21 protein-coding genes are annotated in these 22,066 nt (G+C 73.1%); 1 reads left to right on the forward strand and 20 read right to left on the reverse strand.

Translation table 11 applies throughout. The annotated features are described in order from the left end of the window. Window positions 1-182: 182 nt before the first annotated feature. Window positions 183-1,040: a hypothetical protein gene (locus tag NMQ01_RS08765; RefSeq protein ID WP_255183566.1), complete on the forward strand. Its 858-nt coding sequence runs from the start codon at window positions 183-185 to the stop codon at window positions 1,038-1,040. A gap of 186 nt (window positions 1,041-1,226) precedes the next feature. Here the strand turns inward: NMQ01_RS08765 and rpe are convergent, their stop codons facing one another. The 20 genes from rpe to pyrR all read right to left on the reverse strand — a co-directional run bounded on the left by rpe (window position 1,227) and on the right by pyrR (window position 21,898). After that, on the reverse strand, window positions 1,227-1,883 hold the full coding sequence (gene rpe / locus NMQ01_RS08770; RefSeq protein ID WP_255183567.1) for a ribulose-phosphate 3-epimerase: 657 nt from the start codon (window positions 1,881-1,883) through the stop codon (window positions 1,227-1,229). Between the two features lie 25 nt (window positions 1,884-1,908). Continuing rightward, the gene (locus NMQ01_RS08775; RefSeq protein ID WP_255183568.1) at window positions 1,909-2,292 is read right to left on the reverse strand and encodes a VOC family protein; all 384 of its coding nucleotides are present in this window, start codon (window positions 2,290-2,292) and stop codon (window positions 1,909-1,911) included. A gap of 2 nt (window positions 2,293-2,294) precedes the next feature. Next, on the reverse strand, window positions 2,295-3,821 hold the full coding sequence (locus NMQ01_RS08780; RefSeq protein ID WP_255183569.1) for an RsmB/NOP family class I SAM-dependent RNA methyltransferase: 1,527 nt from the start codon (window positions 3,819-3,821) through the stop codon (window positions 2,295-2,297). Next, window positions 3,818-4,750, reverse strand: a complete 933-nt coding sequence (fmt, locus tag NMQ01_RS08785) for a methionyl-tRNA formyltransferase (RefSeq protein WP_255183570.1) — start codon at window positions 4,748-4,750, stop codon at window positions 3,818-3,820. Before fmt ends, NMQ01_RS08780 begins: the two co-directional genes overlap by 4 nt. Continuing rightward, window positions 4,741-5,133 (reverse strand): hypothetical protein, encoded by a 393-nt coding sequence (locus NMQ01_RS08790; protein WP_255183571.1) that lies wholly within the window; start codon window positions 5,131-5,133, stop codon window positions 4,741-4,743. The genes fmt and NMQ01_RS08790 overlap by 10 nt, the downstream gene beginning before the upstream one ends. 30 nt (window positions 5,134-5,163) lie before the next feature. Continuing rightward, window positions 5,164-7,170, reverse strand: coding sequence for a primosome assembly protein PriA (locus tag NMQ01_RS08795; RefSeq protein ID WP_255183572.1), 2,007 nt, complete (start codon window positions 7,168-7,170; stop codon window positions 5,164-5,166). Window positions 7,171-7,196: 26 nt separating this feature from the next. Then, entirely contained in the window at window positions 7,197-8,003 is an 807-nt protein-coding gene (locus NMQ01_RS08800; RefSeq protein WP_255183573.1) for an alpha/beta fold hydrolase, read from the reverse strand. A gap of 5 nt (window positions 8,004-8,008) precedes the next feature. Then, on the reverse strand, window positions 8,009-9,229 hold the full coding sequence (gene metK / locus NMQ01_RS08805) for a methionine adenosyltransferase (protein ID WP_255183574.1): 1,221 nt from the start codon (window positions 9,227-9,229) through the stop codon (window positions 8,009-8,011). A gap of 76 nt (window positions 9,230-9,305) precedes the next feature. Continuing rightward, the gene (gene coaBC, locus NMQ01_RS08810; protein ID WP_255183575.1) at window positions 9,306-10,541 is read right to left on the reverse strand and encodes a bifunctional phosphopantothenoylcysteine decarboxylase/phosphopantothenate--cysteine ligase CoaBC; all 1,236 of its coding nucleotides are present in this window, start codon (window positions 10,539-10,541) and stop codon (window positions 9,306-9,308) included. Window positions 10,542-10,554: 13 nt separating this feature from the next. Next, window positions 10,555-10,869: a DNA-directed RNA polymerase subunit omega gene (gene rpoZ / locus NMQ01_RS08815; RefSeq protein WP_168635252.1), complete on the reverse strand. Its 315-nt coding sequence runs from the start codon at window positions 10,867-10,869 to the stop codon at window positions 10,555-10,557. A gap of 25 nt (window positions 10,870-10,894) precedes the next feature. After that, window positions 10,895-11,455 carry a guanylate kinase gene (gene gmk, locus NMQ01_RS08820; protein ID WP_255183576.1) on the reverse strand — a complete coding sequence of 187 codons (561 nt, stop codon included), beginning with the start codon at window positions 11,453-11,455 and terminating at the stop codon, window positions 10,895-10,897. Further along, window positions 11,452-11,763 carry an integration host factor, actinobacterial type gene (mihF, locus tag NMQ01_RS08825; protein WP_255183577.1) on the reverse strand — a complete coding sequence of 104 codons (312 nt, stop codon included), beginning with the start codon at window positions 11,761-11,763 and terminating at the stop codon, window positions 11,452-11,454. Before mihF ends, gmk begins: the two co-directional genes overlap by 4 nt. A gap of 41 nt (window positions 11,764-11,804) precedes the next feature. Next, window positions 11,805-12,701, reverse strand: a complete 897-nt coding sequence (gene pyrF / locus NMQ01_RS08830) for an orotidine-5'-phosphate decarboxylase (RefSeq protein WP_255183578.1) — start codon at window positions 12,699-12,701, stop codon at window positions 11,805-11,807. Further along, window positions 12,698-13,681, reverse strand: coding sequence for a dihydroorotate dehydrogenase (locus NMQ01_RS08835; RefSeq protein WP_255183579.1), 984 nt, complete (start codon window positions 13,679-13,681; stop codon window positions 12,698-12,700). Before NMQ01_RS08835 ends, pyrF begins: the two co-directional genes overlap by 4 nt. After that, window positions 13,678-14,577 (reverse strand): dihydroorotate dehydrogenase electron transfer subunit, encoded by a 900-nt coding sequence (locus tag NMQ01_RS08840; RefSeq protein WP_255183580.1) that lies wholly within the window; start codon window positions 14,575-14,577, stop codon window positions 13,678-13,680. The genes NMQ01_RS08835 and NMQ01_RS08840 overlap by 4 nt, the downstream gene beginning before the upstream one ends. Continuing rightward, entirely contained in the window at window positions 14,574-17,876 is a 3,303-nt protein-coding gene (gene carB, locus NMQ01_RS08845) for a carbamoyl-phosphate synthase large subunit (protein ID WP_255183581.1), read from the reverse strand. The genes NMQ01_RS08840 and carB overlap by 4 nt, the downstream gene beginning before the upstream one ends. Further along, a complete protein-coding gene (gene carA / locus NMQ01_RS08850) occupies window positions 17,876-19,036 on the reverse strand; it encodes a glutamine-hydrolyzing carbamoyl-phosphate synthase small subunit (protein ID WP_255183582.1) in 1,161 nt (386 codons plus the stop codon). The genes carB and carA overlap by 1 nt, the downstream gene beginning before the upstream one ends. Next, window positions 19,033-20,349, reverse strand: a complete 1,317-nt coding sequence (locus tag NMQ01_RS08855) for a dihydroorotase (RefSeq protein WP_255183583.1) — start codon at window positions 20,347-20,349, stop codon at window positions 19,033-19,035. Before NMQ01_RS08855 ends, carA begins: the two co-directional genes overlap by 4 nt. Next, window positions 20,346-21,320: an aspartate carbamoyltransferase catalytic subunit gene (locus NMQ01_RS08860; RefSeq protein ID WP_255183584.1), complete on the reverse strand. Its 975-nt coding sequence runs from the start codon at window positions 21,318-21,320 to the stop codon at window positions 20,346-20,348. Before NMQ01_RS08860 ends, NMQ01_RS08855 begins: the two co-directional genes overlap by 4 nt. Beyond that, entirely contained in the window at window positions 21,317-21,898 is a 582-nt protein-coding gene (gene pyrR / locus NMQ01_RS08865; RefSeq protein WP_255183585.1) for a bifunctional pyr operon transcriptional regulator/uracil phosphoribosyltransferase PyrR, read from the reverse strand. The genes NMQ01_RS08860 and pyrR overlap by 4 nt, the downstream gene beginning before the upstream one ends. Between the last annotated feature and the right edge of the window lie 168 nt (window positions 21,899-22,066).

A 22,066-nucleotide genomic window follows, 5' to 3' on the forward strand; every position in this document is an offset into this window, starting at 1 on the left:
CCGTCGGCCCCGGGGTTCTGTTACCGGAGTTCACCGCCTGCCGCAGCAGTCGGGTCGCGGGCTCTCACCGCCGGTGCGGAGTTTCACCGCGTCACGTGGCACGTGCACGACCATTGTCCGAAGGGAGGGTCCGCGCGGCAATTCGGTGGTGCCGTGAAACGCGACACCCGCACACTGGGCCCATGGAGCTGACCGAGCAGTCCTTCCGTGCGCTGGCGCGCAGCTCGCCGTGGCGGTGGCGCTCCGTGCACCTCGTGCGCGAGGTCGGCGGCCCCGTGGGCGAAGGGGACGTCGAAGCCGTGATCCGGCGACCGCACCTCATGCGGGTGGTCGCCGACGGCGAGGTGCACGTGGTGCGGGACGGACCGACGCGGGTCGCGCCCTACACGCGCGACGGCAGGAGTGGCCCCGTCGACGTGCCCACGGCCGCCGATGTCAAGCCCGTGCTCGACGCCGACGGCCTGGTGCGCGTCCGTCCGGACAGTGCAGTGGTGGGTCTCGACGACCCGATGTGGCAGTCCTACGACTGGGTGGCGATGCTCGACCCGGTCGAGCTCGCGGACGGTTCGCCGTGGCGGGACCCCGCGACCGGCGCCGACGTCGAGACGCCACCGCTGGCCCCCGAGCCCTACCCCGAGCTGGACCGGCCGACGCGTGTCCCGGTCCCGGGCACGCTCGTGTCCGACCTGCGTGCCGGTGACCGGCACGGTCGGGCGACGTGGTGGGCGCGGGTCGTGCCGACGTGGGCCTACGAGCCGCGGTGCAGCTGCTGCCCGCTGCTGCCGAGCGAGGTCGCGGACCGGCTCGAGCACGACGAGGAGGGGTCCCCCTTCGTCCCGGGGCGCGAGTACCCGTCGGCTCACGACGTCGCGCTCGACGCGGCCACGGGCATCTGCGTCGAGATCCACGCTGTCGGCGGTCCGCGACCCGGGATCGTGCACGACGTGCGCATCCACGCGGTCGACGAAGCATACGGCGACGAGCTCTTCATCGAGCGCAGCCGCTGGCTGCCTCGCGCCCCACGGTTCCGGGGGCGCTGACCCGGCCGCGGCCGCAGGGTCTCGAAGGAAGGTGGTGGCGTTGACGTCACCCGACGGCATTGGTGCCACCTGGTTGCCCGGAGAAGGGGGACCAGGTGGCACCAACGCTCCCAACTGCGCAGGCCCCTGTCCGCCCGCCGCTGCCCGCTCCATCACACGGGTGACGGCCGCGGGCCGGATACCAGGTCAGTGCGCGTGCGCCCGGGCCAGCTCGCGCAGCTCGTCGACCGCCGCGGCGGCCGACTCGGCCCCGTAGACGGCCGACCCGGCGACGAAGACGTCGGCGCCGGCCTCGGCGCACTGCTCGATGGTCTTCGCCGAGACGCCGCCGTCGACCTGGACCCAGATGTCACCGCCGTGCTTCTTCACGGCCTCGCGCACCTGCGCGACCTTGGGCATCTGGTCGGCCATGAAGGACTGCCCGCCGAAGCCGGGCTCGACGGTCATGACGAGCACCATGTCGAGCTCGGGCAGGAGCTCCTCGTAGGGGGCGAAGGGGGTCCCCGGCTTGATCGCCATCGACGCCCGGGCGCCCTGGGCCCGGATGTCGCGGGCGAGCGTCACCGGGTCCTTGGCGGCCTCGATGTGGAAGGTCACGCTCTGCGCGCCCGCCTCGGCGTAGGGCGGTGCCCACCGGTCGGGGTCCTCGATCATCAGGTGGCAGTCGATCGGGATCGGGCTGACCTTGAGCAGCGACTCGACGATCGGCAGCCCGAGGGTGAGGTTGGGGACGAAGTGCGCGTCCATGACGTCGACGTGCGCCCAGTCGGCGTTGTCGATCGCCTGCAGCTCGGACTGCAGGTTGGCGAAGTCGGCGGACAGGATGCTCGGGGAGATCTGCACGAAGTTCCTTGTGGGAGAAGGGCGGTCAGCTCTGGTGGATGGACAGGACGTTGCCGACGGTGTCCTCGATCTGGAAGTGCTTCCCGATCGCGTCGTGCGTCAGCTCGAGGCGGAAGACGATGTCACCGCGCGCGCGGAGCCGCTCGTACTCCGCCTCGACGTCGTGGACGGCGAGCATGAGCGCGGTCAGACCCTCCCGGAACTGGTGCTCCTGGAAGCGGCGGGTGATCTCGTCGGTGATCGGCTCGAGGTTGATCTGACAGCCCATCTCCCACCCGGTGCTCGGGCCGAGGATGTAGAGCTGCTCGGAGTGGACGACGAGGGCGTCGCGCCAGCCGAGGACCTGCGTGTAGAAGTCGTAGGCCTTGGGGCCGTCGTTGACGTGGATGCCGGCGACGAGGACGCGCACGGTCAGGCCTTCTTCCGCAGGAGGGACAGGAACATGCCATCCGTGCCGTGCACGTGCGGCCACAGCTGGGCGTGCGGGCCGTCGCCGAGGGCACCGAGGTCGGCGACCGCCGCGCCGGCGAGCAGCTCGCGGGCGTCGAGCACCTCGACGTCGTCGCGCTTCTTGACGACGTCACGCACGACGAAGGTCGTCTCCGACAGGTGCGGGCTGCACGTCGCGTAGGCGACGACACCGCCGGGGCGGGTCGCGTCGATCCCGGCGGCGAGCAGGTCACGCTGCAGCGGCCCGAGCGCAGCCAGGTCACCGGGCTGGCGGCGCCAGCGGGCCTCGGGCCGACGGCGCAGCGCGCCGAGGCCGGTGCACGGCGCGTCGACGAGCACCCGGTCGTAGACCTCCGGCTCGTCGACGCCGACCTCGCGCCCGTCACCGGTGCGCACGACGATCTCGCGACCGGCGTCGGCCGCGGCGGCCACCGCCGGTCGCAGGCTCTGCCGGACGAGCTCGGTACGGTGCTCGCTCACCTCGTTGGCCACGAGGTCCGCGCCCTGCTGCAGCGCGAGGGCCGCGAGGAGACCGGCCTTGCCGCCGGGGCCGGCGCACAGGTCGAGCCACCGCTCGGGCGCACCGTCACTGCGCGGGGCGACCGGCGCGGCGGCGAGCGCGAGAGCCAGCAGCTGGCTCCCTTCGTCCTGGACCGCGGCGCGACCATCACGGATCGCCTCGAGGTCACCGGGGGCACCCGACTCCAACTCCGCGGCGAAGGGGGACCACCGCCCGGGCTGCGCACCGGCGGCGAGGAGCTCGTCGATCGTGGCCAGGCCGGGGCGGGCGACGAGCGAGACGTCGGCGGGCACGTTGTGCGCGGCGAGCAGGTCGGCGAGGACGTCGTCGGCGCTCTCGGGCGTCGCCGCACCGTGGCCGATGAGCGCCTGGCGCAGCGCCTTGACGACCCAGATCGGGTGCGACTGCGCGACCGCGAGGCGCTCGACGACCGGCTCGGCGGGCACGACGGCCTCGAGCCAGGCGTCGCGGCTGCGCTCACCGATGCGGCGCATCACGGCGTTGACGAGGCCGGCTGCGCCCTGCCCCGCGACGGAGCGGGCGAGCGCGACCGACTGGTCGGCGGCGGCGTGCTCGGGCACCCGCATGCCGAGCACCTGGTGGGCCCCCATCCGCAGGACGTCGAGGACTCCCCCGTCGAGCTTCGAGACGGGGCGCTGCGCGGCCTCGGCAATGATCGCGTCGTAGAGGCCCTGCATGCGCAGGGTCCCGTAGGTCAGCTCGGTGGCGAACCCGGCGTCACGGCCGCTCAGCCGCGCCCGGCGCAGCGCCTTGGGCAGCTCGAGGTTGGCATAGGCGCCCTCGTGCGAGACCGCCCGCAGCACGCGCAGCGCGGTTGTGCGCGGCACCTCCCCCTGGCGGGAGCGCGCCGAGGGTGCGGTCCGGGACTTCTGCCGCGGTCCGCGGTGCCCACCCTGGTCGCGCTGGCCGCCGCGCTGCCCGCGCCCTCCGTCACGTCGCTCGCTCATGCCGACTCCTCCCCGAGACGCTCACCGGCGTCGATCCGGACCCCACGGGCCCAGTCCGCGGCGGCCATCGGCTTCTTGCCGAGCGGGGTCACCTCGCCGAGGCGCACCGCGCGGTCGGCCGTGCCGACGAGGACCTCGCGCTTGCGGGCCTCGACGGTCCCGACGGGCAGGCTCTCGTCGGTGATCGTCACCGGCCCGACCTTGAGCCGCTCCCCGCGGAAGGTCGTCCACGCACCCGGCGCCGGCGTGCAGCCGCGCACGAGCCGGTCGACGGCGAGCGCCGGGTGACCGAAGTCGATCCGGGCGTCGTCGACGGTGAGCTTGGCAGCATGGCTGACGCCCTCGCCCGGCTGGGGCTGAGGCTCGAGGTCGCCGGAGGCGATGCCGTCCAGCGTCGCGACGAGCAGCGGCGCACCGGCGTCGGCGAGCCGGTCAAGGAGCGCCCCGGAGGTGTCGTCGGGGCGGATCCGCTCGGTCATCGTGCCGAAGACCGGTCCGGTGTCGAGGCCGGTCTCGATGAGGAACGTGCTCGCGCCGGTGATCTCGTCACCGGCGATGAGGGCCCGCTGGGCGGGAGCCGCGCCGCGCCACGCCGGGAGCAGGGAGAAGTGCAGGTTGACCCAGCCGTGGGACGGGATGTCGAGCAGCCGTGCCGGCAGCAGCGCGCCGTAGGCGACGACCGGGCAGCAGTCGGGCTCGAGCTCGGTGAGCCGGGCGACGAAGTCCTCGTCCGTCGGCCGGGTCGGCGTGAGCACCTCGAGACCGGCCTCCAGCGCGGCCACCTTGACCGGGGAGGGCTCGAGCCGACGGCCGCGCCCGACGCGGGCATCGGGTCGGGTGACCACGGCGACGACCTCGTGGTCGGAGTCGAGCAGGGCACGAAGGGAGGGGACGGCGACCTCGGGGGTCCCGGCAAAGATCAGTCGCACCCGGCGAAGTCTAGATGCCCCTGGCGGACCAACGGGTGGTGGTGGAAGACGCTGTCGTGGTGGACCTCCCCGACGAGCACGACGTCGACCGCCTGACCAGAGCTCGCGCGCGCCAGCGCCGCCCCGAGCTCGACATAGGTGCCACGTCCCTCGTGCTCCGTGGCCAGGACGAGGACGGCGTCGGCAGCCAGCGCTCCGTCGAGGTCGTTCGTGGCAATGCGCATCGCAGCCTCTGGAGCGTCGGCGTAGCCGCTGTCCCCCACGTCGATGTCCTCGCTCCGGGTCCAGTCGAAGGTCAGCTGATGACCAGCCGCGACGACTGCCGCCTGCACGGCCTGGACCTCGGTGACCGCAGCCAGGGGCGCTGCGACGTAGACCTTCATGCCGGGATGGTCGCAGGGCCGCCGACAGCCTCACCCGGCAGTGAGGTGCCCGACCTTGACCGAGGTCAGGTCCGGCGCCTTGCGCGCGCTCTCGCCCGCCCGCACGTCCTTGAGGGCCGCGGCCACGAGCGGGCCGTCGGCGAAGGGAGCGGTGACGACGAGTCGACGCTTGTCCTGCGAGCCCGTGACGGGCAGCGGCCCCAGCAGCTGCGCATGCGTCGCGGCCGCCCGCACCGCGTGCTCGATCGGCTCGACCCGCTTGCGGTCGGCGACGACCTCGGCGGTCCACGTCGTCGGGGGCAGCGACAGCTCGGCCCGCTCGGCCAGCTCGCGCGCGGCAAACCACTCCGGGTCCCACCGCACCAGGGCCTCCACGGCGGGGATCGTCACGTGCGAGGGCGCGCCGCACAGGACGACGACGCCCCCGTCGCTCCACGAGCGAGCCAGCCCGGCCGCCGCCACCCACCGGCGCACCGCCTCCTCTGCCGCCCGCAGGTCGGGCCGGTCGAGACTGGCCCAGGCGTCGAGGAGCAGCACGGCGGCATAGCCGCCCGCTGCCACCGGCTCGGCGCCCGGCGTGGCCACGACGATCGCGGGCTCGCTCCCGACACCCTCGTGGATCTCGCCCGCGCCGGAGGTGATGACGCGTGTGCCGGGGAAGGAACGGCCGATCTCCTCGGCCGTGCGGCGCGCGCCGATGATCCCGGCACGCAGCCGGTCGCCGTCGCAGTGCGGGCACTCGAAGCCGCGCGGGCTCTTGCCGCACCAGCCGCAGCGGGGCGGCTGGTCGGGAGCCGGCAGGGCGAGCGGTCCACGGCACTCGGGGCAGCGGGCCGGCGCCCGGCAGGTGGCGCAGGACATCGCGGGCAGATAACCCCGCCGCGGCACCTGCAGGAGGACCGGCCCCTGCTGCAGCGCCGCCGACGCGGCCCGGTGGGCCGACGAGGGGATGTGGGCCCGCGCGCCCGGCCCGTCGCGCTCCTCGTCGAGTCCCTCTCCGGCGACGAGCACCCGCGGAGCCTCGCGCCGTGGGGTCGCTCCCCCGACGAGGTGCACCCGACCGGCGTCGACGAGCGCCGCGACGTCGGTCGACATGGCCAGACCACCGACGAGCAGGGCGCAGCCCTCGACGTCGGCCCGGGTCGACAGCACCTCTCGCACGTGCGCATAGGGCGCGCGCGGCTCCTCGTGAAGGTCGTCGCCGTCGTCCCACCACGCGACGAGGCCGAGGTCGCGCACGGGCGCGTAGGCAGCGGCGCGCGTTCCGACGACGACCCGGACGTGGCCGCGCAGCACCTTGAGCCACGCGGTGTACCGCGCCTGCGGGCCTTGGTCGGCCGTCAGCCGCACGTGCTGGTCACGGCCGAGCACCTCCGTCAGGGCCGCGTCGACCCGCGCGACGTCGCGCTGGTCGGGCACGACGATGACCGTGCCCCGGTCGGAGAGCAGGGCGGCACGAGCTGCTTCGGCGAGGGCCCGCGGCCAGTCGCTCTCGGCCGGCCGCGAGGGGCCGGCGAGCCAGGCCGCGCGGGGCGACTCCCCCGCCGCGACACGTGACCACCACGCCGCACCGGCGCGGTACCCGGCCCACACCTCGGGCACGGCTGCAGGCGAAGGGAGATCCTCCCCTTCGCTCTGCTCGTCCGTCGCCGACTCGTCGGCCGCGGTCTCGTCGGCCGCCGGCGGCTCGACGGGCAGCGCATTCTCGGCGCGGGCGTGCCGGGGCGGGATCGCTAGCCGCAGCACGTCCATCACCGTGCCGGCCTGGTGGCGGGAGACCCGACGGGCCAGCTCGAGGACCTGCGGCGTGAGCACGGCCTCCGGCGAGACGACGGTGCGGATCGGGGCCAGCCGCCCGGTGTGCTCCGCGACGTCGCTGCGCTCGACGACGTAGCCGGCGAGGTCACGCCCGGCGAAGCGCGCCTTGACCCGCACGCCCGGCTGCGCGGCCTCGTCGAGCTCCTCGGGCACGAGGTACTCGAAGGGCCGGTCGAGATGGACCAGCCCCGAGTCGACGAGGACCTGGGCGACGCGCACGGGGACAAACGTAACCGGGCGGTGTGTCAGCCGGCCGGGTGCACCTGCCGAGCCCAGTCGGCGAGCAGCGCGGCGACCACCTCGGGGCGGTCGAGGTGCACGTTGTGACCGGCCCGGTCCAGCGACGCGGTGCTCCCCCGCGGCAGCCCACGGGCCCAGTCCCACTGGTCGTCGACCCCGACGATCGCGTCCTGGCGCCCGGTGACGACGAGGACGGGCAAGTCGAGGTCGCCGGGCGAGGGCATCGGCAGCGCGTAGGCGGCCGCGAGGCGCCTCCCGGCCTCTGGGTCGCCCGCCCGCAGCCCCGGCAGGACCGCCCGGCGGAAGGCCTCCCAGCCCTGCCGGGTCTGGTCGATGGCGACGGCCGCGTACTCCACGGCGTCGGCCGGGTCGAGCGACGCGAGCAGTTGCGGGTCCTCGCGGACCTGGGCGCGCGCCCGCCTCCGCCGGTCATGCTGTGCGACGACGACGGGGGCCAGCAGCGCCAGCCCGAGGCACTGCCCGGCCCGGCGGGCGGCGAGGTCTGCCGCCAGCAGGCCACCCATGGAGTTGCCCACGACGGCGAAGGGGGTCTCCCCCACGGTCTCGCCGACCCACGCGTCGAGCCAGTCGGCGAGGTCGGTGAGACCGCCGCGCCCCTCGAGCGCCGGGCTGCGGCCGAAGCCGGGCAGGTCGACGTAGATCCGTTCCCACCTCCCCGGGGCGGCGAAGACCTCGTCGAGCTCGAGGAGCAGGCGGTGGTCGACGCCGTTGCCGTGGACCATGACGAGAGGGACGCCCGTCCCCCGGCGCACGACGTGCGGGCGGGGACGGACGTCCCTCTCGGACGTCACGGGGATCAGCGGACCGCGGCCTGCAGGGCCTCGACCTTCGTCGTCTGCTCCCACGGGAAGGGGTTGTCGTAGCCGGCGGCCTCGGTGCGACCGAAGTGGCCGTAGGCGGCGGTCGGCGCGTAGATCGGGCGGAGCAGGTCGAGCTCCTCCACGATGGCCAGCGGCCGCAGGTCGAAGACCGCGTTGACGGCCGCCTGGATCTTGTCGACCGGGACCTTCTCGGTGCCGAAGGTCTCGATGTAGAGGCCGACCGGCTGGGCGGCGCCGATCGCGTAGGCGACCTGGACCTCGCAGCGACCGGCGAGGCCGGCGGCGACGACGTTCTTGGCGACCCAGCGCATGGCATAGGCGGCGGAGCGGTCGACCTTCGACGGGTCCTTGCCCGAGAAGGCGCCGCCACCGTGACGGGCCATGCCGCCGTAGGTGTCGACGATGATCTTGCGACCGGTGAGGCCGGCGTCGCCCATGGGGCCGCCGATGACGAACTTGCCGGTCGGGTTGATCAGGGTGCGGTAGTCGGAGGTGTCGAGCTCGACGCCGGACTCCTTGAGCGCGGCCATGACCGGCTCGAAGACGTGCGCCTTGATGTCGGCCGGCAGCTGGCGCTCGTGGTCGATCTCGGCGGAGTGCTGCGTCGAGAGCACGACGGTGTCGAGGCGCACGGCGCGGTCACCGTCGTAGTCGATGGTCACCTGGGTCTTGCCGTCGGGGCGCAGGTAGTCGAGCTCGCCCGACTTGCGCACCTCGGTGAGGCGCTGCGAGAGCCGGTGGGCGAGGAAGATCGGCAGCGGCATGAGCTCGGGCGTGTCCTCGCAGGCGTAGCCGAACATCAGGCCCTGGTCGCCGGCGCCCTGCTTGTCCTTGGGGTCGACGCCACCGGTGCGGTTCTCGTAGGCCGTGTCGACGCCCTGGGCGATGTCGGGGCTCTGCGCGCCGATCGAGATCGAGACACCGCAGGAGCGACCGTCGAAGCCCTTGTCCGACGAGTCGTAGCCGACGCCCTCGGCGATGACCTTGCGCACCAGCTGCGGGATCTCGACATAGGCCTCGGTGGAGACCTCACCGGCGATGTGGACCAGGCCCGTGGTGACCATCGTCTCGACGGCGACGCGGCTGCGCGGGTCGGCCTCGAGCATCGCGTCGAGGATCGAGTCGGAGATCTGGTCGCAGATCTTGTCGGGGTGACCCTCGGTCACCGACTCCGAGGTGAAGAGACGTCCGGACACGCAGCACTCCCATGGTCGTGGACGGACGATCGTGGTGACCGCCCGGTACGGGCCCGGCCAGTCTAAGCACCCGGGCTCAGTCGGCGACGGTGGATCCCACGACGACGTCCCAGATCCCGTGCGAGACGACCGACTTGCTCGCCGGGCCGATGTCGACGGCGCCAGCGCTGCCCCGGGTGAGCACGTGCACCGTCGTCTCGTCGGCGCCGAAGGTCTTGTCGACGCCGACCTCGTTGACGACGAGCAGGTCGCAGCCCTTGCGCGCGAGCTTGGCGCGGCCGAGCTCGAGGACGGAGCCGGTCGCATCGCCGGTCTCGGCGGCGAAGCCGACGATGATCGGCGAGCTGGCCTCGCCGCGGGCCGCGACGAGCCCGGCGAGGATGTCGGGGTTGCGCACGAGCCGGATCGTCGGTGCCGCGTCGGGGTCGGCCGGGTCGTGCGTCTTCTTGATCTTGCTCTCGGCGTACTCCGCCGGGCGGAAGTCGGCGACCGCAGCCACCATGACGACGACGTCGTGCTCCGTGGCGCGGGCCGTCATCTCGGTCTCGAGCTCGAGCGCGGTCTGCACCGGCACGACGGTGATGCCGTCCGGCACCGGCAGGTCGAGGTTGGCCGCGACGAGGGTGACCCGGGCACCCCGGGCCGCGGCGGTCTCGGCGAGGGCCAGGCCCTGCTTGCCGGAGCTGCGGTTGCCCAGGTAGCGCACCGGGTCGAGCGGCTCGCGGGTGCCGCCGGTGCTGATGAGCACCCGGCGTCCCTCGAGGTCGCGGGTCGGCGACGAAGCGCTCGCCTCGACTGCGGCCATCGCGGCGGCGTGGATCACCTCGGGCTCCGGGAGGCGCCCGGGGCCGGTGTCGGCGCCGGTCAGCCGGCCGGAGTCGGGCTCGACGACGGTGACCCCGCGCTCGCGCAGGGTGGCGACATTGGCCCGCGTCGCCGCGTGCTCCCACATCTCGGTGTGCATGGCCGGGGCCATGACGACCGGGCAGCGGGCGGTGAGCAGGACATTGGTCAGCAGGTCACCGGCGAGGCCGTGCGCGGCCTTGGCGAGCAGGTCGGCCGTCGCGGGCGCGACGACGACGAGGTCGGCGGTCTGGCCCAGACGCACGTGCGGCACGTCGGTGATGTTGCTCCAGACGTCGGTCTGGACGGGGCGACCCGAGAGGGCCTCCCACGTCGGGGCCCCGACGAAGCGCAGCGCGGCCTCGGTCGGGACGACCGTCACCTCGTGCCCGCCCTCGGTGAGCAGGCGCAGCAGCAGGGCAGCCTTGTAGGCGGCGATGCCGCCCGCGACACCGAGGACGATGCGCACGAAGGGGGACCCGTCAGGCCTCGTCGACCGGCGCCTCGGCGACCGGTGCGGCGGGCGCGGCGCCCTCCTCGGGGGTGGCCTCCTTGGTCAGCAGACCTTCGTTGATCTCGCGCAGCGCGATCGACAGCGGCTTGTCGTGGACCTGCGCGTCGACGAGGGGGCCGATGTACTCGAGCAGGCCCTCCTGCAGCTGGGAGTAGTAGGCGTTGATCTGACGGGCGCGCTTGGCGCCGTAGATGACGAGGGCGTACTTGGAGTCCGCCTTGGTCAGGAGGTCGTCGATCGGCGGGTTGGTGATGCCGATGGGGTTGGCCTGGGTGCCGGACACGTCGAGGTGGTCCTTGTCGTCGGGGTCAGGTGGTCGATCTCATCAATGATACGAGTTCCTCCGCCGCACGACGAATGTCGTCGTTGACGATGACGTGGTCGAACTCGCCCTGGGCCGCCAGCTCGACCTTCGCGGTCTCCAGCCGGACGGCTCGCTCCTCGGCCGTCTCGGTCCCCCGACCCTCGAGCCGACCGACGAGCTCCTCCCACGACGGGGGCGCGAGGAAGACGAAACGCGCGTCGGGCATCGAGGCCCGCACCTGACGTGCCCCCTGCAGGTCGATCTCGAGCAGCGGCAGCCGGCCGGCCTCGAGCGCGTCGTCGACGGGCCCGCGCGGCGTGCCGTAGGAGGCCCGACCGTGGACGACGGCCCACTCGAGCATCTCGCCGCGCGTGACCATGTCGGCGAAGTCGTCGCCGCTGATGAAGCAGTAGTGCACGCCGTCGACCTCGCCCGGCCGCGGCGGTCGGGTCGTCGCGGAGACCGAGAGCCACACCTCGGGGTGGTGCTCGCGGATCCACGCGGCGACGGTCCCCTTGCCGACGGCGGTCGGGCCGGCGAGGACGGTGAGGCGGGGGCTGCTCATGTGAACCTCTCCAGGAGTGCGGCGCGCTGGCGGGGACCGAGCCCGCGCAGTCGGCGCGAGTCGGCGATGTCGAGCTCGTCCATCACCCGACGGGCGCGGGCCGGGCCCACGCCGGGCAGGGACTCGAGCACGGTGGCGACCCGGGTGCGGCTCAGGACCGGGTCGTCGTCGGCCGCGGCGAGGGCCTCGGCCAGGGTGGTGCGCCCGTGCTTGAGCCGGTCACGCAGCAGCGAGCGCTGCCGCCGGGCCTCGGCGGCCTGCTCGAGCGCCCGGGCACGCTGCTGCGCACTGAGGCTCGGGACGGACACTGCTCCTCCAGGGCGACCGGGGACGGGGTGCCGTCACCTTCTCACGCCGCGGTGATGCGGGCCACCTCGGTCGCGACCTCACGGGCCCGGGAGCGAAGGGAGGAGACGTCCGGTCCCGCACGCAGCACGTCGCGGCTGCTGCTGGCGAGGACCTGCGGGAGCGCGCCGGCGAAGACGTCGCGCACGTCCTGCGCGGTGCCACCCTGCGCCCCCAGGCCGGGAGCGAGGATCGGCCCGGCCATGGCCGGCAGGTCGACGCCCAGGTCGCGCACGGCCGAACCGACCGTCGCACCGACGACGAGCCCGATGCTGCCGAGCTCGCCGGCCTCGCGGGCGGCGGCGTTGTCGGCGGCGGCCTCGTCGGCGACCGCGCCGGCGACCGAGCGCCCGTCGGCCAGCCGCGCGTGCTGGACGCTCGCCCCCTCGGGGTTGGAGGTCAGCGCGAGGACGAAGACCCCGCGACCGGTCGCGTGGGCGAGGTCGATCGCCGGGCGCAGCGAGCCGTAGCCGAGATAGGGGCTCAGGGTGATCGCATCGGCCGCGGCCGGTGCGTCCTTGCCGAGGAAGGCCTCGCCGTAGGCGTCGACGGTCGTGCCGATGTCGCCGCGCTTGACGTCGAGGAGGGTCAGGGTGCCGGCGTCACGCAGGTCGGTGAGGGCCCGCTCGAGGATGGCCACCCCCTGCGCCCCGAAGACCTCGAAGAAGGCCGACTGGGGCTTGACCGCGGCCACCGAGCCACCGAAGGCCTCGACGCAGGTCATCGTGAAGCGCTCGAGCCCGGCGAGGTCGTAGGTCAGCCCCCACGACTCGACGAGGGCCCGGTGCGGGTCGAGGCCCGCGCACAGCGGACCGTGCTCGTCCATCGCGGCCCGCAGGCGCTCCCCGAACGTTCCCTGAGGTGCGACGGAGTCGCCACGAAGGGTGGTCTCGGTGCTCATGGCGTGAACCTCTCGTGGGCGATGCCGACGACGTCGGCGAGACGGGTGAAGCCACGCTCTGCGACGAGCGCTTCGAGCTCGCGACCGACCCGCTCGGGGGCGGTCGGGTCGTTGAAGGCCGCGGTGCCGACCTGGATCGCGCTCGCACCGGCGGCGACCAGCTCGAGGGCATCACGGCCGCTGCGCACTCCCCCGACACCGACGATCGGCGCGGTCTTGATCCGCCCGGCCCGCATCGCCCCGGCGACCTGCCAGACGGCGCGCACGGCCATCGGCCGGATCGCCGGGCCGGAGAGCCCTCCGGTCGCGGCGATGAGGTGCGGCCGCAACCGGTCGACGTCGATGGCCACCCCGAGGGTGGTGTTGATCATCGTCAGGCCGTGGGCGCCGGCCTTGAGGACCGTGTCGGCGATCTCGACGATGTCGGTGACATCGGGGCTGAGCTTTGCGAGCATCGGCAGGCCCCGCGGGACCTCCTCTCGCACGAGGGTCATCACCTTGTGGGAGCTCGCCGGGTCGCAGGCGAAGACGAGCCCGCGGTTGGCGACGTTGGGGCACGAGATGTTGACCTCGATGGCGGCCACCGCGCTCGCGTAGCGGCTGCGCACGACGGCGCGGGCGACGCCCGCGAACTCCGAGGCGGTGTTGCCGGCGATCGAGACGACGACACGCGCACCGATCGAATGCAGCCAGGCGAGGTCCTCGTCGACGAAGGCCTGCACCCCCGGGCCCTGCAGGCCGATCGAGTTGAGCATCCCGGAGGGCGTCTCGGCCATGCGGGGCGTGCCGCGCCCGGAGACCGGCTGGGCCTTGACCGACTTGGTGACGAAGGCACCCAGCTGGGCGACGTCGATGAAGCGGTGCATCTCCCGGCCGTTGGCCGCGCACCCGCTGGCGGTCATCATCGGGTTGGGCAGGCGGACCCCGGCGAGGTCGACGGACATGTCCACAGGCGAAGGGGGTGCAGCGGGCGTGGTCATCGGGCCTCCTTCGGGGCGCCGACGGCGTCGGCGGGCACGTGGCACAGGCCGTCCTCGAAGGCATCCCAGCGCACGCGGTCGCCGCGGAAGACCGGGCCCTCGAGGCAACTGCGGACCATCTTCGTCGTGCCCCGGGCATCGCGCACGGGCATGACGCAGGTCATGCAGATGCCGACACCGCAGGCCATGGCCTCCTCGACGGCGACCTGGGCGACGATGCCGTGGTCGGCGGCGATGTCGCTCATCGAGCGCAGCATGCCCATCGGGCCGCAGCCGTAGAGCACACCGGCCCCGGTGCGGGCGATGAGGTCGGGCAGCACGTCGGAGACCCAGCCCTGCGTCCCGGCGGACCCGTCGTCGGTGGTCACGGTGACCCCGTCGGCGACGCGGCGGGCCTCGACGACCCCGAAGAGCCGGTCGGCGGAGGCGGCCCCGAGGACGATCTCGACCGGGCAGCCGCGCTCGCGCAGCTGCTCGGCGAGCCAGAAGAGCGGCGCGGAGCCGTAGCCACCGCCGACGAGGATGCACGGCACCGGCTGCGAGGGCAGCGGGAAGCCGCGACCCAGCGGGCCGACGACGCTCACCGACTCCCCCGGCTCCAGGGCCGTGAGGATCTGGGTGCCGGGGCCGTGGGCGGCGACGACGATCTCGGTCGTGCCGCCGTAGGTGCCGACCGGGCTGACCCGGTGGATCGAGAAGCTGCGCCGCAGCAGCATCGAGCTCGTGCCGTCACCGACGGCGAGCGCGACGAACTGCCCCGGTCGGGCGATCTCCGCCAGGCCGGGCGTGACGAGCGTCAGGTGCCGGTAGGCACCGACCGCGACATTGCCGAGGACCTCGGCCTCGACCTGGACGACGCCCGCACCCTCGCGGGCGGCGACGGTGCGGGCGGTCACCGCCGGACCCCGTAGAGGTCGAGGTCGCGCGCGTGCTCCTGCAGCGGCTTGACCCGCAGCTCGCCGTGCATCCGCGCCTCGATGGCCTGGACCGCGGCGGTGAGCTGCTGGACCGTCGTGACGATCGGCTTGTCCATCGCCGTCGTCGCCGCGCGGATCGCGTAGCCATCGGCCCGGGCGTGCTGCCCCGACGGGGTGTTGAAGACGATGTCGACGTCGCCCGCGAGGATCCGGTCGACGATGCTCGACTCCCCTTCGCCGCGCTCGGAGTGCTTGGTGACGACCTCGCACTCGACGGCATTGCGGCGCAGCACGTCGGCCGTGCCCTCCGTCGCGAGGATCGTGAAGCCGAGGTCGGCCAGGCGCTTGATCGGGAAGATCATCGCCCGCTTGTCGCGGTTGGCGACGGAGACGAAGACATTGCCGTTCGTCGGCAGGCCGCTCGCCAGCGAGCCGAGCTGGCTCTTGGCGAAGGCCGCGCCGAAGTCGGCGTCGATGCCCATGACCTCGCCCGTGGAGCGCATCTCGGGGCCGAGGAGGGAGTCGACGACGTCGCCCTCCTTCGTCCGGAAGCGCTTGAAGGGCAGCACGGCCTCCTTGACCGACATCGGCGCGTGCGCCGGCATCGAACCACCGTCGGCATCGCGCGGGAGCATGCCCTCGGCCTTGAGCTCGGCGATGCTCGCGCCGAGCATGACGCGGGCCGCGGCCTTGGCGAGCGGCACGCCCGTGGCCTTGGCGACGAAGGGGACGGTCCGCGAGGCGCGCGGGTTGGCCTCGAGGACGTAGAGGACGTCCTGCGCCAGGGCGAACTGCACGTTCATCAGGCCGCGTACGCCGATGCCCTCGGCGAGGGCGAGGGTCGCCTCGCGGACGCGCTGCAGCTCGGAGGTGCCGAGCGTCGCCGGCGGGAGGGTGCAGCTGGAGTCACCGGAGTGGATGCCGGCCTCCTCGATGTGCTCCATGATCCCGCCGAGGTACATCTCGGTGCCGTCGTAGAGCGCGTCGACGTCGATCTCGATCGCGTCGTCGAGGAAGCGGTCGACGAGGATCGGGTGCTCGGGGCTGGCGATCGCCGCCCGGGTGACGTACTCCGAGAGGGTCGCGTCGTCGTAGACGATCTCCATGCCGCGGCCACCGAGGACGTAGGACGGCCGCACGAGGACCGGGTAGCCGATCTCGCGGGCGATCTCGACGGCCTCCTCCGCGCTGAAGGCGGTGCCGTGCTTGGGGGCGTTGAGCCCGGCCTCGTGCAGGACCCGGCCGAAGTGGCCCCGGTCCTCCGCCAGGTCGATCGCCTCGGGCGAGGTGCCGACGATCGGCACACCCTCGGCCTTGAGCTGGTCGGCCAGGCCGAGAGGCGTCTGCCCGCCGAGCTGGACGATGACGCCGGCCACCGGTCCGGCCTGGGTCTCGGCGTGGATCACCTCGAGGGCGTCCTCGAGGGTGAGCGGCTCGAAGTACAGGCGGCTGCTCGTGTCGTAGTCGGTCGAGACCGTCTCGGGGTTGCAGTTGACCATGACCGTGTCGTAGCCGGCATCGCGCAGGGCGAAGCTCGCGTGCACGCACGAGTAGTCGAACTCCACGCCCTGGCCGATGCGGTTGGGGCCCGAGCCGAGGATGATGACCGCCGGCCGCTCGCGCGGCTCGACCTCGGTCTCCTCGTCGTAGGAGCTGTAGTGGTAGGGCGTGCGCGCGGCGAACTCCGCGGCGCAGGTGTCGACCGTCTTGAAGACCGGGCGGACCCCGAGGGCGTGCCGGACCCCGCGCACGACGGCCTCGTCCATCCGGCGCAGCCGGGCGATCTGGGCGTCGGAGAACCCGTGGCGCTTGGCCAGGCGCAGCACCTGCGGGTTGAGCTCCGGGGCGTCGTGGACCTGCTGGGCGACCTCGTTGATCAGCTCCATCTGGTCGAGGTACCAGGGGTCGATCTTCGTCGCCTCGTGGACCTCCTCGACCGACAGACCCGCACGCATGGCCTGCTGGACCTGGACGATCCGCCCGTCGGTCGGCACCTTCGCCGCCTCGAGGAGTGCCCGGCCCTGCTCGAGCGTCGGCTGGTCACCGTCCCAGTGGAAGGCGGCGCCCGAGCGCTCGGCGGAGCGCAGCGCCTTCTGCAGGGCTTCGGTGAAGTTGCGCCCGATGGCCATCGCCTCGCCGACGGACTTCATCGTCGTCGTGAGGGTCGGGTCGGCGGCCGGGAACTTCTCGAAGGCGAAGCGCGGCACCTTGACGACGACGTAGTCGAGGCTCGGCTCGAAGGCCGCGGGGGTCTCCTCGGTGATGTCGTTGGGCACCTCGTCGAGGGTGTAGCCGATGGCCATCTTCGCCGCGATCTTCGCGATCGGGAAGCCGGTGGCCTTCGACGCCAGCGCCGAGGAGCGCGAGACGCGCGGGTTCATCTCGATGACGATCATCCGGCCGTCGGCGGGGTTGATCGCGAACTGGATGTTGCAGCCGCCGGTCTCGACCCCGACCTCGCGGATGACCGCGATGCCGACGTCGCGCATGCGCTGGTACTCGCGGTCGGTGAGGGTCAGGGCGGGGGCGACGGTGATCGAGTCACCGGTGTGCACGCCGACCGGGTCGAAGTTCTCGATCGAGCAGACGACGACGACGTTGTCCGCCGTGTCCCTCATCACCTCGAGCTCGTACTCCTTCCACCCGAGGATCGACTCCTCGAGCAGCACCTCGGTCGTCGGGCTGTACTGCAGGCCGGCGCCGGCGATGCGGCGCAGGTCGGTCTCGTCGTAGGCGAAGCCCGAGCCCAGGCCGCCCATCGTGAAGGAGGGACGCACGACGACCGGGTAGCTCAGCTCCTCGGCGGCCGCGAGGCACTCGTCCATCGTGTGGCAGATGACCGAGCGGGCCGACTCGGCGCCGCAGCGCTCGACGACGCCCTTGAAGCGCTCGCGGTCCTCGCCGAGCTCGATGGCCTCGACGCTCGCACCGATGAGCGGGCAGCCGTACTTCTCGAGCACGCCGGCCTCGTGGAGCGAGATCGCGGCGTTGAGGGCCGTCTGGCCACCGAGGGTGGCGAGCACGGCGTCGGGGCGCTCGCGCTCGATGATCTTCTCGACGACCTCGGGGGTGATCGGCTCGACGTAGGTCGCGTCGGCGAACTCCGGGTCGGTCATGATCGTCGCGGGGTTGGAGTTGACGAGGATGACCCGGATGCCCTCCTCGCGCAGGACGCGGCACGCCTGGGTGCCGGAGTAGTCGAACTCGCAGGCCTGGCCGATGACGATCGGGCCGGAGCCGATGACGAGGACGCTGGAGATGTCGTCGCGCTTGGGCATCAGGCCTGCGCCTCCTTCGTGCTGAGCAGGTCGGTGAAGCGGTCGAAGAGGTAGGCGGCATCGTGCGGGCCGGCCGCGGCCTCCGGGTGGTACTGGACGGAGAAGCCGAGCAGCCGGCCCCCGTCGTCGTGCAGCTCGAGACCTTCGACGACGTCGTCGTTGAGGCACACGTGGCTCACGGTGGCCCTGCCGAAGGGGGTCTGCGTCGCCTCGTCGAGGGGTGCGTCGACGGCGAAGCCGTGGTTGTGCGCGGTGACCTCGACCTTGTTGGTCGTCCGGTCGAAGACCGGCTGGTTGATGCCCCGGTGGCCGTACTTGAGCTTGTAGGTGCCGAAGCCGAGCGCCCGGCCGAAGAGCTGGTTGCCGAAGCAGATGCCGAAGTACGGCAGCCCCCGGCGCAGCGCCTCCTGGAGCAGCTCGACCTGGTCACCGGCGGTCGCCGGGTCGCCGGGGCCGTTGCTGAAGAAGAGCCCGTCCGGGGAGACCGCCAGCACGTCCTCGATCGTCGCCGTGGCTGGCAGGACGTGCACCTCGATCCCGCGCTCCGCGAGGCGGGTCGGGGTCATCGTCTTGATGCCGAGGTCGAGGGCCGCGACGGTGAAGCGCTTGTCCCCCTTCGCCTCGACGACATAGGGCTCGCTCGTGCTCACCTGGGCGGCGAGGGCCGAGCCGGCCATCTCGGGGGCCGCGGTGACCCGCTCGAGCATCGCGGCGTCGTCGGTCACGGCCTCGCCGGAGAAGATGCCGACCCGCATGGCCCCGCGCTCGCGCAGGTGACGGGTCAGGGCCCGGGTGTCGATGCCGGCGATGCCGACGACACCCTGCGTCGTCAGCTCGTCCTCGAGGGTGCGGCGCGAGCGCCAGTTGCTCGGGCGCAGCGCGGGGTCGCGCACGACGTAGCCCGCGACGTGGATGCGGGAGGACTCGTCGTCCTCGTCGTTCCACCCGGTGTTGCCGACGTGCGGGGCCGTCATGACGACGACCTGGCCACGGTAGCTCGGGTCGGTGAGGGTCTCCTGGTAGCCGGTCATGCCGGTGCTGAAGACCGCCTCGCCGACGGTCTCGCCGACGGCCCCGTAGGCCGTGCCGGCGAAGGTGCGTCCGTCCTCGAGGACGAGGACGGCCGGTGCGGTGTCACCGGTGCTGCTGTGCGTGCTCAATTGCTGACCTCTCCGTCGGCGGCCGTGACGCGGCCGCGCAGGATCGTCGTGCGGACGCGCCCGGTGAGGGTGTGCCCGGCGAAGGGGGTGTTGCGGGACAGGGAGTGCGACGCGGCCGGGTCGACGGTGATCCGGTCGGTCGGGTCGACGAGGACGAGGTTGGCGGGGGCGCCCACCTCGATCGCGCGACCGTGGTCGGTGAGGCCGGCGATGCGCGCCGGCGCGTGGGACATCCGCTCGGCGAGGGTCGCCAGGTCGATCCGACCCGAGTCCACCATGACGTCGTGGACGACGGCGAAGGCGGTCTCCAGGCCGAGCATGCCGAAGGCCGCGTCGGGGAAGGCGTGCTCCTTGTCGTGGCGAGCGTGCGGGGCGTGGTCGGTGGCGACCGCGTCGATCGTGCCGTCGGCGAGGGCCTCGCGCAGGGCCTCGACGTCCTCGGCGGGGCGCAGCGGCGGGTTGACCTTGTAGACCGGGTCGTAGCCGGTGAGCAGGTCGGTCGTCAGCACGAGGTGGTGCGGCGTGACCTCGGCGGTGATCCGGGCGCCGCGGCGCTTGGCCCAGCGCACGGCCTCGACGCCCTCGGCCGTCGAGACGTGGGCGACGTGCACCCGGGAGCCGGTGTGCAGAGCGAGCTCGGCGTCGCGGGCGATGATGCTCGACTCGGCGACGGCGGGCCAGCCGGTCAGGCCGAGCCGACCGCTGAGCTCGCCCTCGTGGCAGCAGGCCGCCGGGCCGGCGAGCGCCGGGTCCTGGCTGTGCTGCGAGATGACGCCGTCGAAGGCGCGCACGTACTCGAGCGCCCGGCGCATGACCCGCGCGTCGTGGACGCAGCGGCCGTCGTCGGAGAAGACGCGCACCCGGGCGCGGGAGCGGTGCATCAGGCCGAGCTCGGCGAGCTCGGCGCCCTCGAGCCCCTTGGTCACCGAGCCGATCGGCTGCACGTCGCAGTGACCGGCGGCGACTCCGAGGTCGAGCACGCGCTCGGCGGCCTCGGCGGTGTCGGTCACCGGGCTCGTGTTGGCCATGGCGAGCACCGCGGTGAATCCGCCCGCGGCGGCCGCGGCGGAGCCCGTCGCGACCGTCTCGGCGTCCTCGCGACCGGGCTCGCGCAGGTGGGTGTGCAGGTCGACCAGACCGGGCAGGAGGGCGAGGCCGTCGCCGTCGACCCGGTGGGTGTCGGTGCCGGCACCTGCCGCGGCGTCGGCTCCGACGGCTGCGATGACGCCGTCGCGGACGAGGACGTCGGCGGTCGTCGCGCCGAGCAGCGAGGCACCGGTGATGAGCAGGTCGCGGGTGTCGAGGTCGCTCATGCCGCGCCCCCCTTCGTCGTCGGGCCGGAGGCCAGCAGGTGGTAGAGGACGCTCATCCGCACGGCGACGCCGGAGCTCACCTGGTCGAGGACCAGGCTGCTCGCCGCGTCGGCCGCGTCGGCGGCGATCTCGAGGCCACGGTTCATCGGGCCGGGGTGGCAGATGACCGCCTCGGGGTTGGCCGCCGTCAGCGCGGCGAGGCGGTCGCGGGTCAGGCCGTAGCCGACCGTGTACTCGCGGGCCGTGGGGAAGAAGCCGCCGGACATCCGCTCGCGCTGCACGCGCAGCATCATCAGCGCGTCGACCCCGGAGGCGATGACCTCGTCGAGGTCGTCGCTCAGGGCGAAGCCCTCGGCCTGCGCCCACGCGGTCGCGCCGCTCGGCATGAGCGTCGGCGGGGCGACCACGGTCACCTCGGCACCCATGCGGGGCAGGGCCAGCACGTTGGAGCGGAAGACGCGGCTGTGCGTCACGTCGCCGACGATCGCGACCCGCTTGCCCTCGAGCGAACCCAGCCGGCGCTCGATCGTGTAGGCGTCGAGCAGTGCCTGCGTGGGGTGCTCGTGGGTGCCGTCGCCGGCGTTGACCACGCTCGTCGGCGTGCTCGACTCGTCGAACCACCGCGCGACCTGGTGGGCCGCACCGGAGGCCTGGTGGCGCATGACGATCGCGTCGACCCCCATGGCCGCGATGGTGCGCACGGTGTCGCGGAGGGACTCCCCCTTCGACGTGCTGGAGCCCTTGCCGGTGATGTTGATCGTGTCGGCACTCATCCACTTGCCCGCGATCTCGAAGGAGGAGCGGGTGCGGGTGGAGTCCTCGAAGAAGAGGTTGATGACGGTGCGCCCGCGCAGGGTCGGGATCTTCTTGACCTCGCGGTGCTGCACCTCGTGCATCTCGGCGGCGGTGTCGAGGACCGCCCGCAGGGCGTCGTCGTCGAGGTCGGCGACGGAGAGCAGGTGGCGGGTCATCGCTCACCACCCCCGGAGATCGTCACCGCGTCGTCGACACCGTCGTGCTCCGCCAGGCGCACGGTGACCCGCTCGGCCTGGGAGGTCGGCAGGTTCTTGCCGACGTGGTCCGCGCGGATCGGCAGCTCGCGGTGGCCACGGTCGACGAGGACCGCCAGCCGCACCGCGCGGGGGCGGCCGTAGTCGGCGAGCGCGTCGAGGGCCGCGCGCACGGTGCGGCCGGAGTAGAGCACGTCGTCGACGAGGACGACGATCTTGTCGTCGACCCCGGAGGCGGGGAAGGTCGTCTGCTGCGGCGCCCGCGTGGGCCGCGCGCGCAGGTCGTCGCGGTACATCGTGACGTCGAGGGAGCCGACCGGCACGGAGCTGCCCTCGATCTCGGCGACGAGGTCGGCGAGGCGGTGGGCGAGCTCGACGCCGCGACTGGGGATGCCGAGCAGGACGACGTCCGCGGCCCCCTTGTTGCGCTCGACGATCTCGTGGGCGATGCGGCGCAGCGCTCTGCCGACGTCGGAGGTGCTCATGACCTCACGGGCGGGCGGCTGCTGGCCGTCCTCTGGGGGCGTGTCCGGACACATGGGTGTCTCAAGACCTCCTTCTCTGCCTCACGGGACAGTGGTTAAAGGATGTCGATCGGCCCCGACTCTACCCGCGCCCGACCGCTCGGCCGAACCCGTCTCACCAACCCTGCATCACCCTAGGGTCGTGCAGGGTTGGGTTGGCCCAACTCTGCACGACCCTAGGGT

It is taken from the genome of Janibacter sp. CX7, assembly GCF_024362365.1.
Classification (GTDB): domain Bacteria; phylum Actinomycetota; class Actinomycetes; order Actinomycetales; family Dermatophilaceae; genus Janibacter.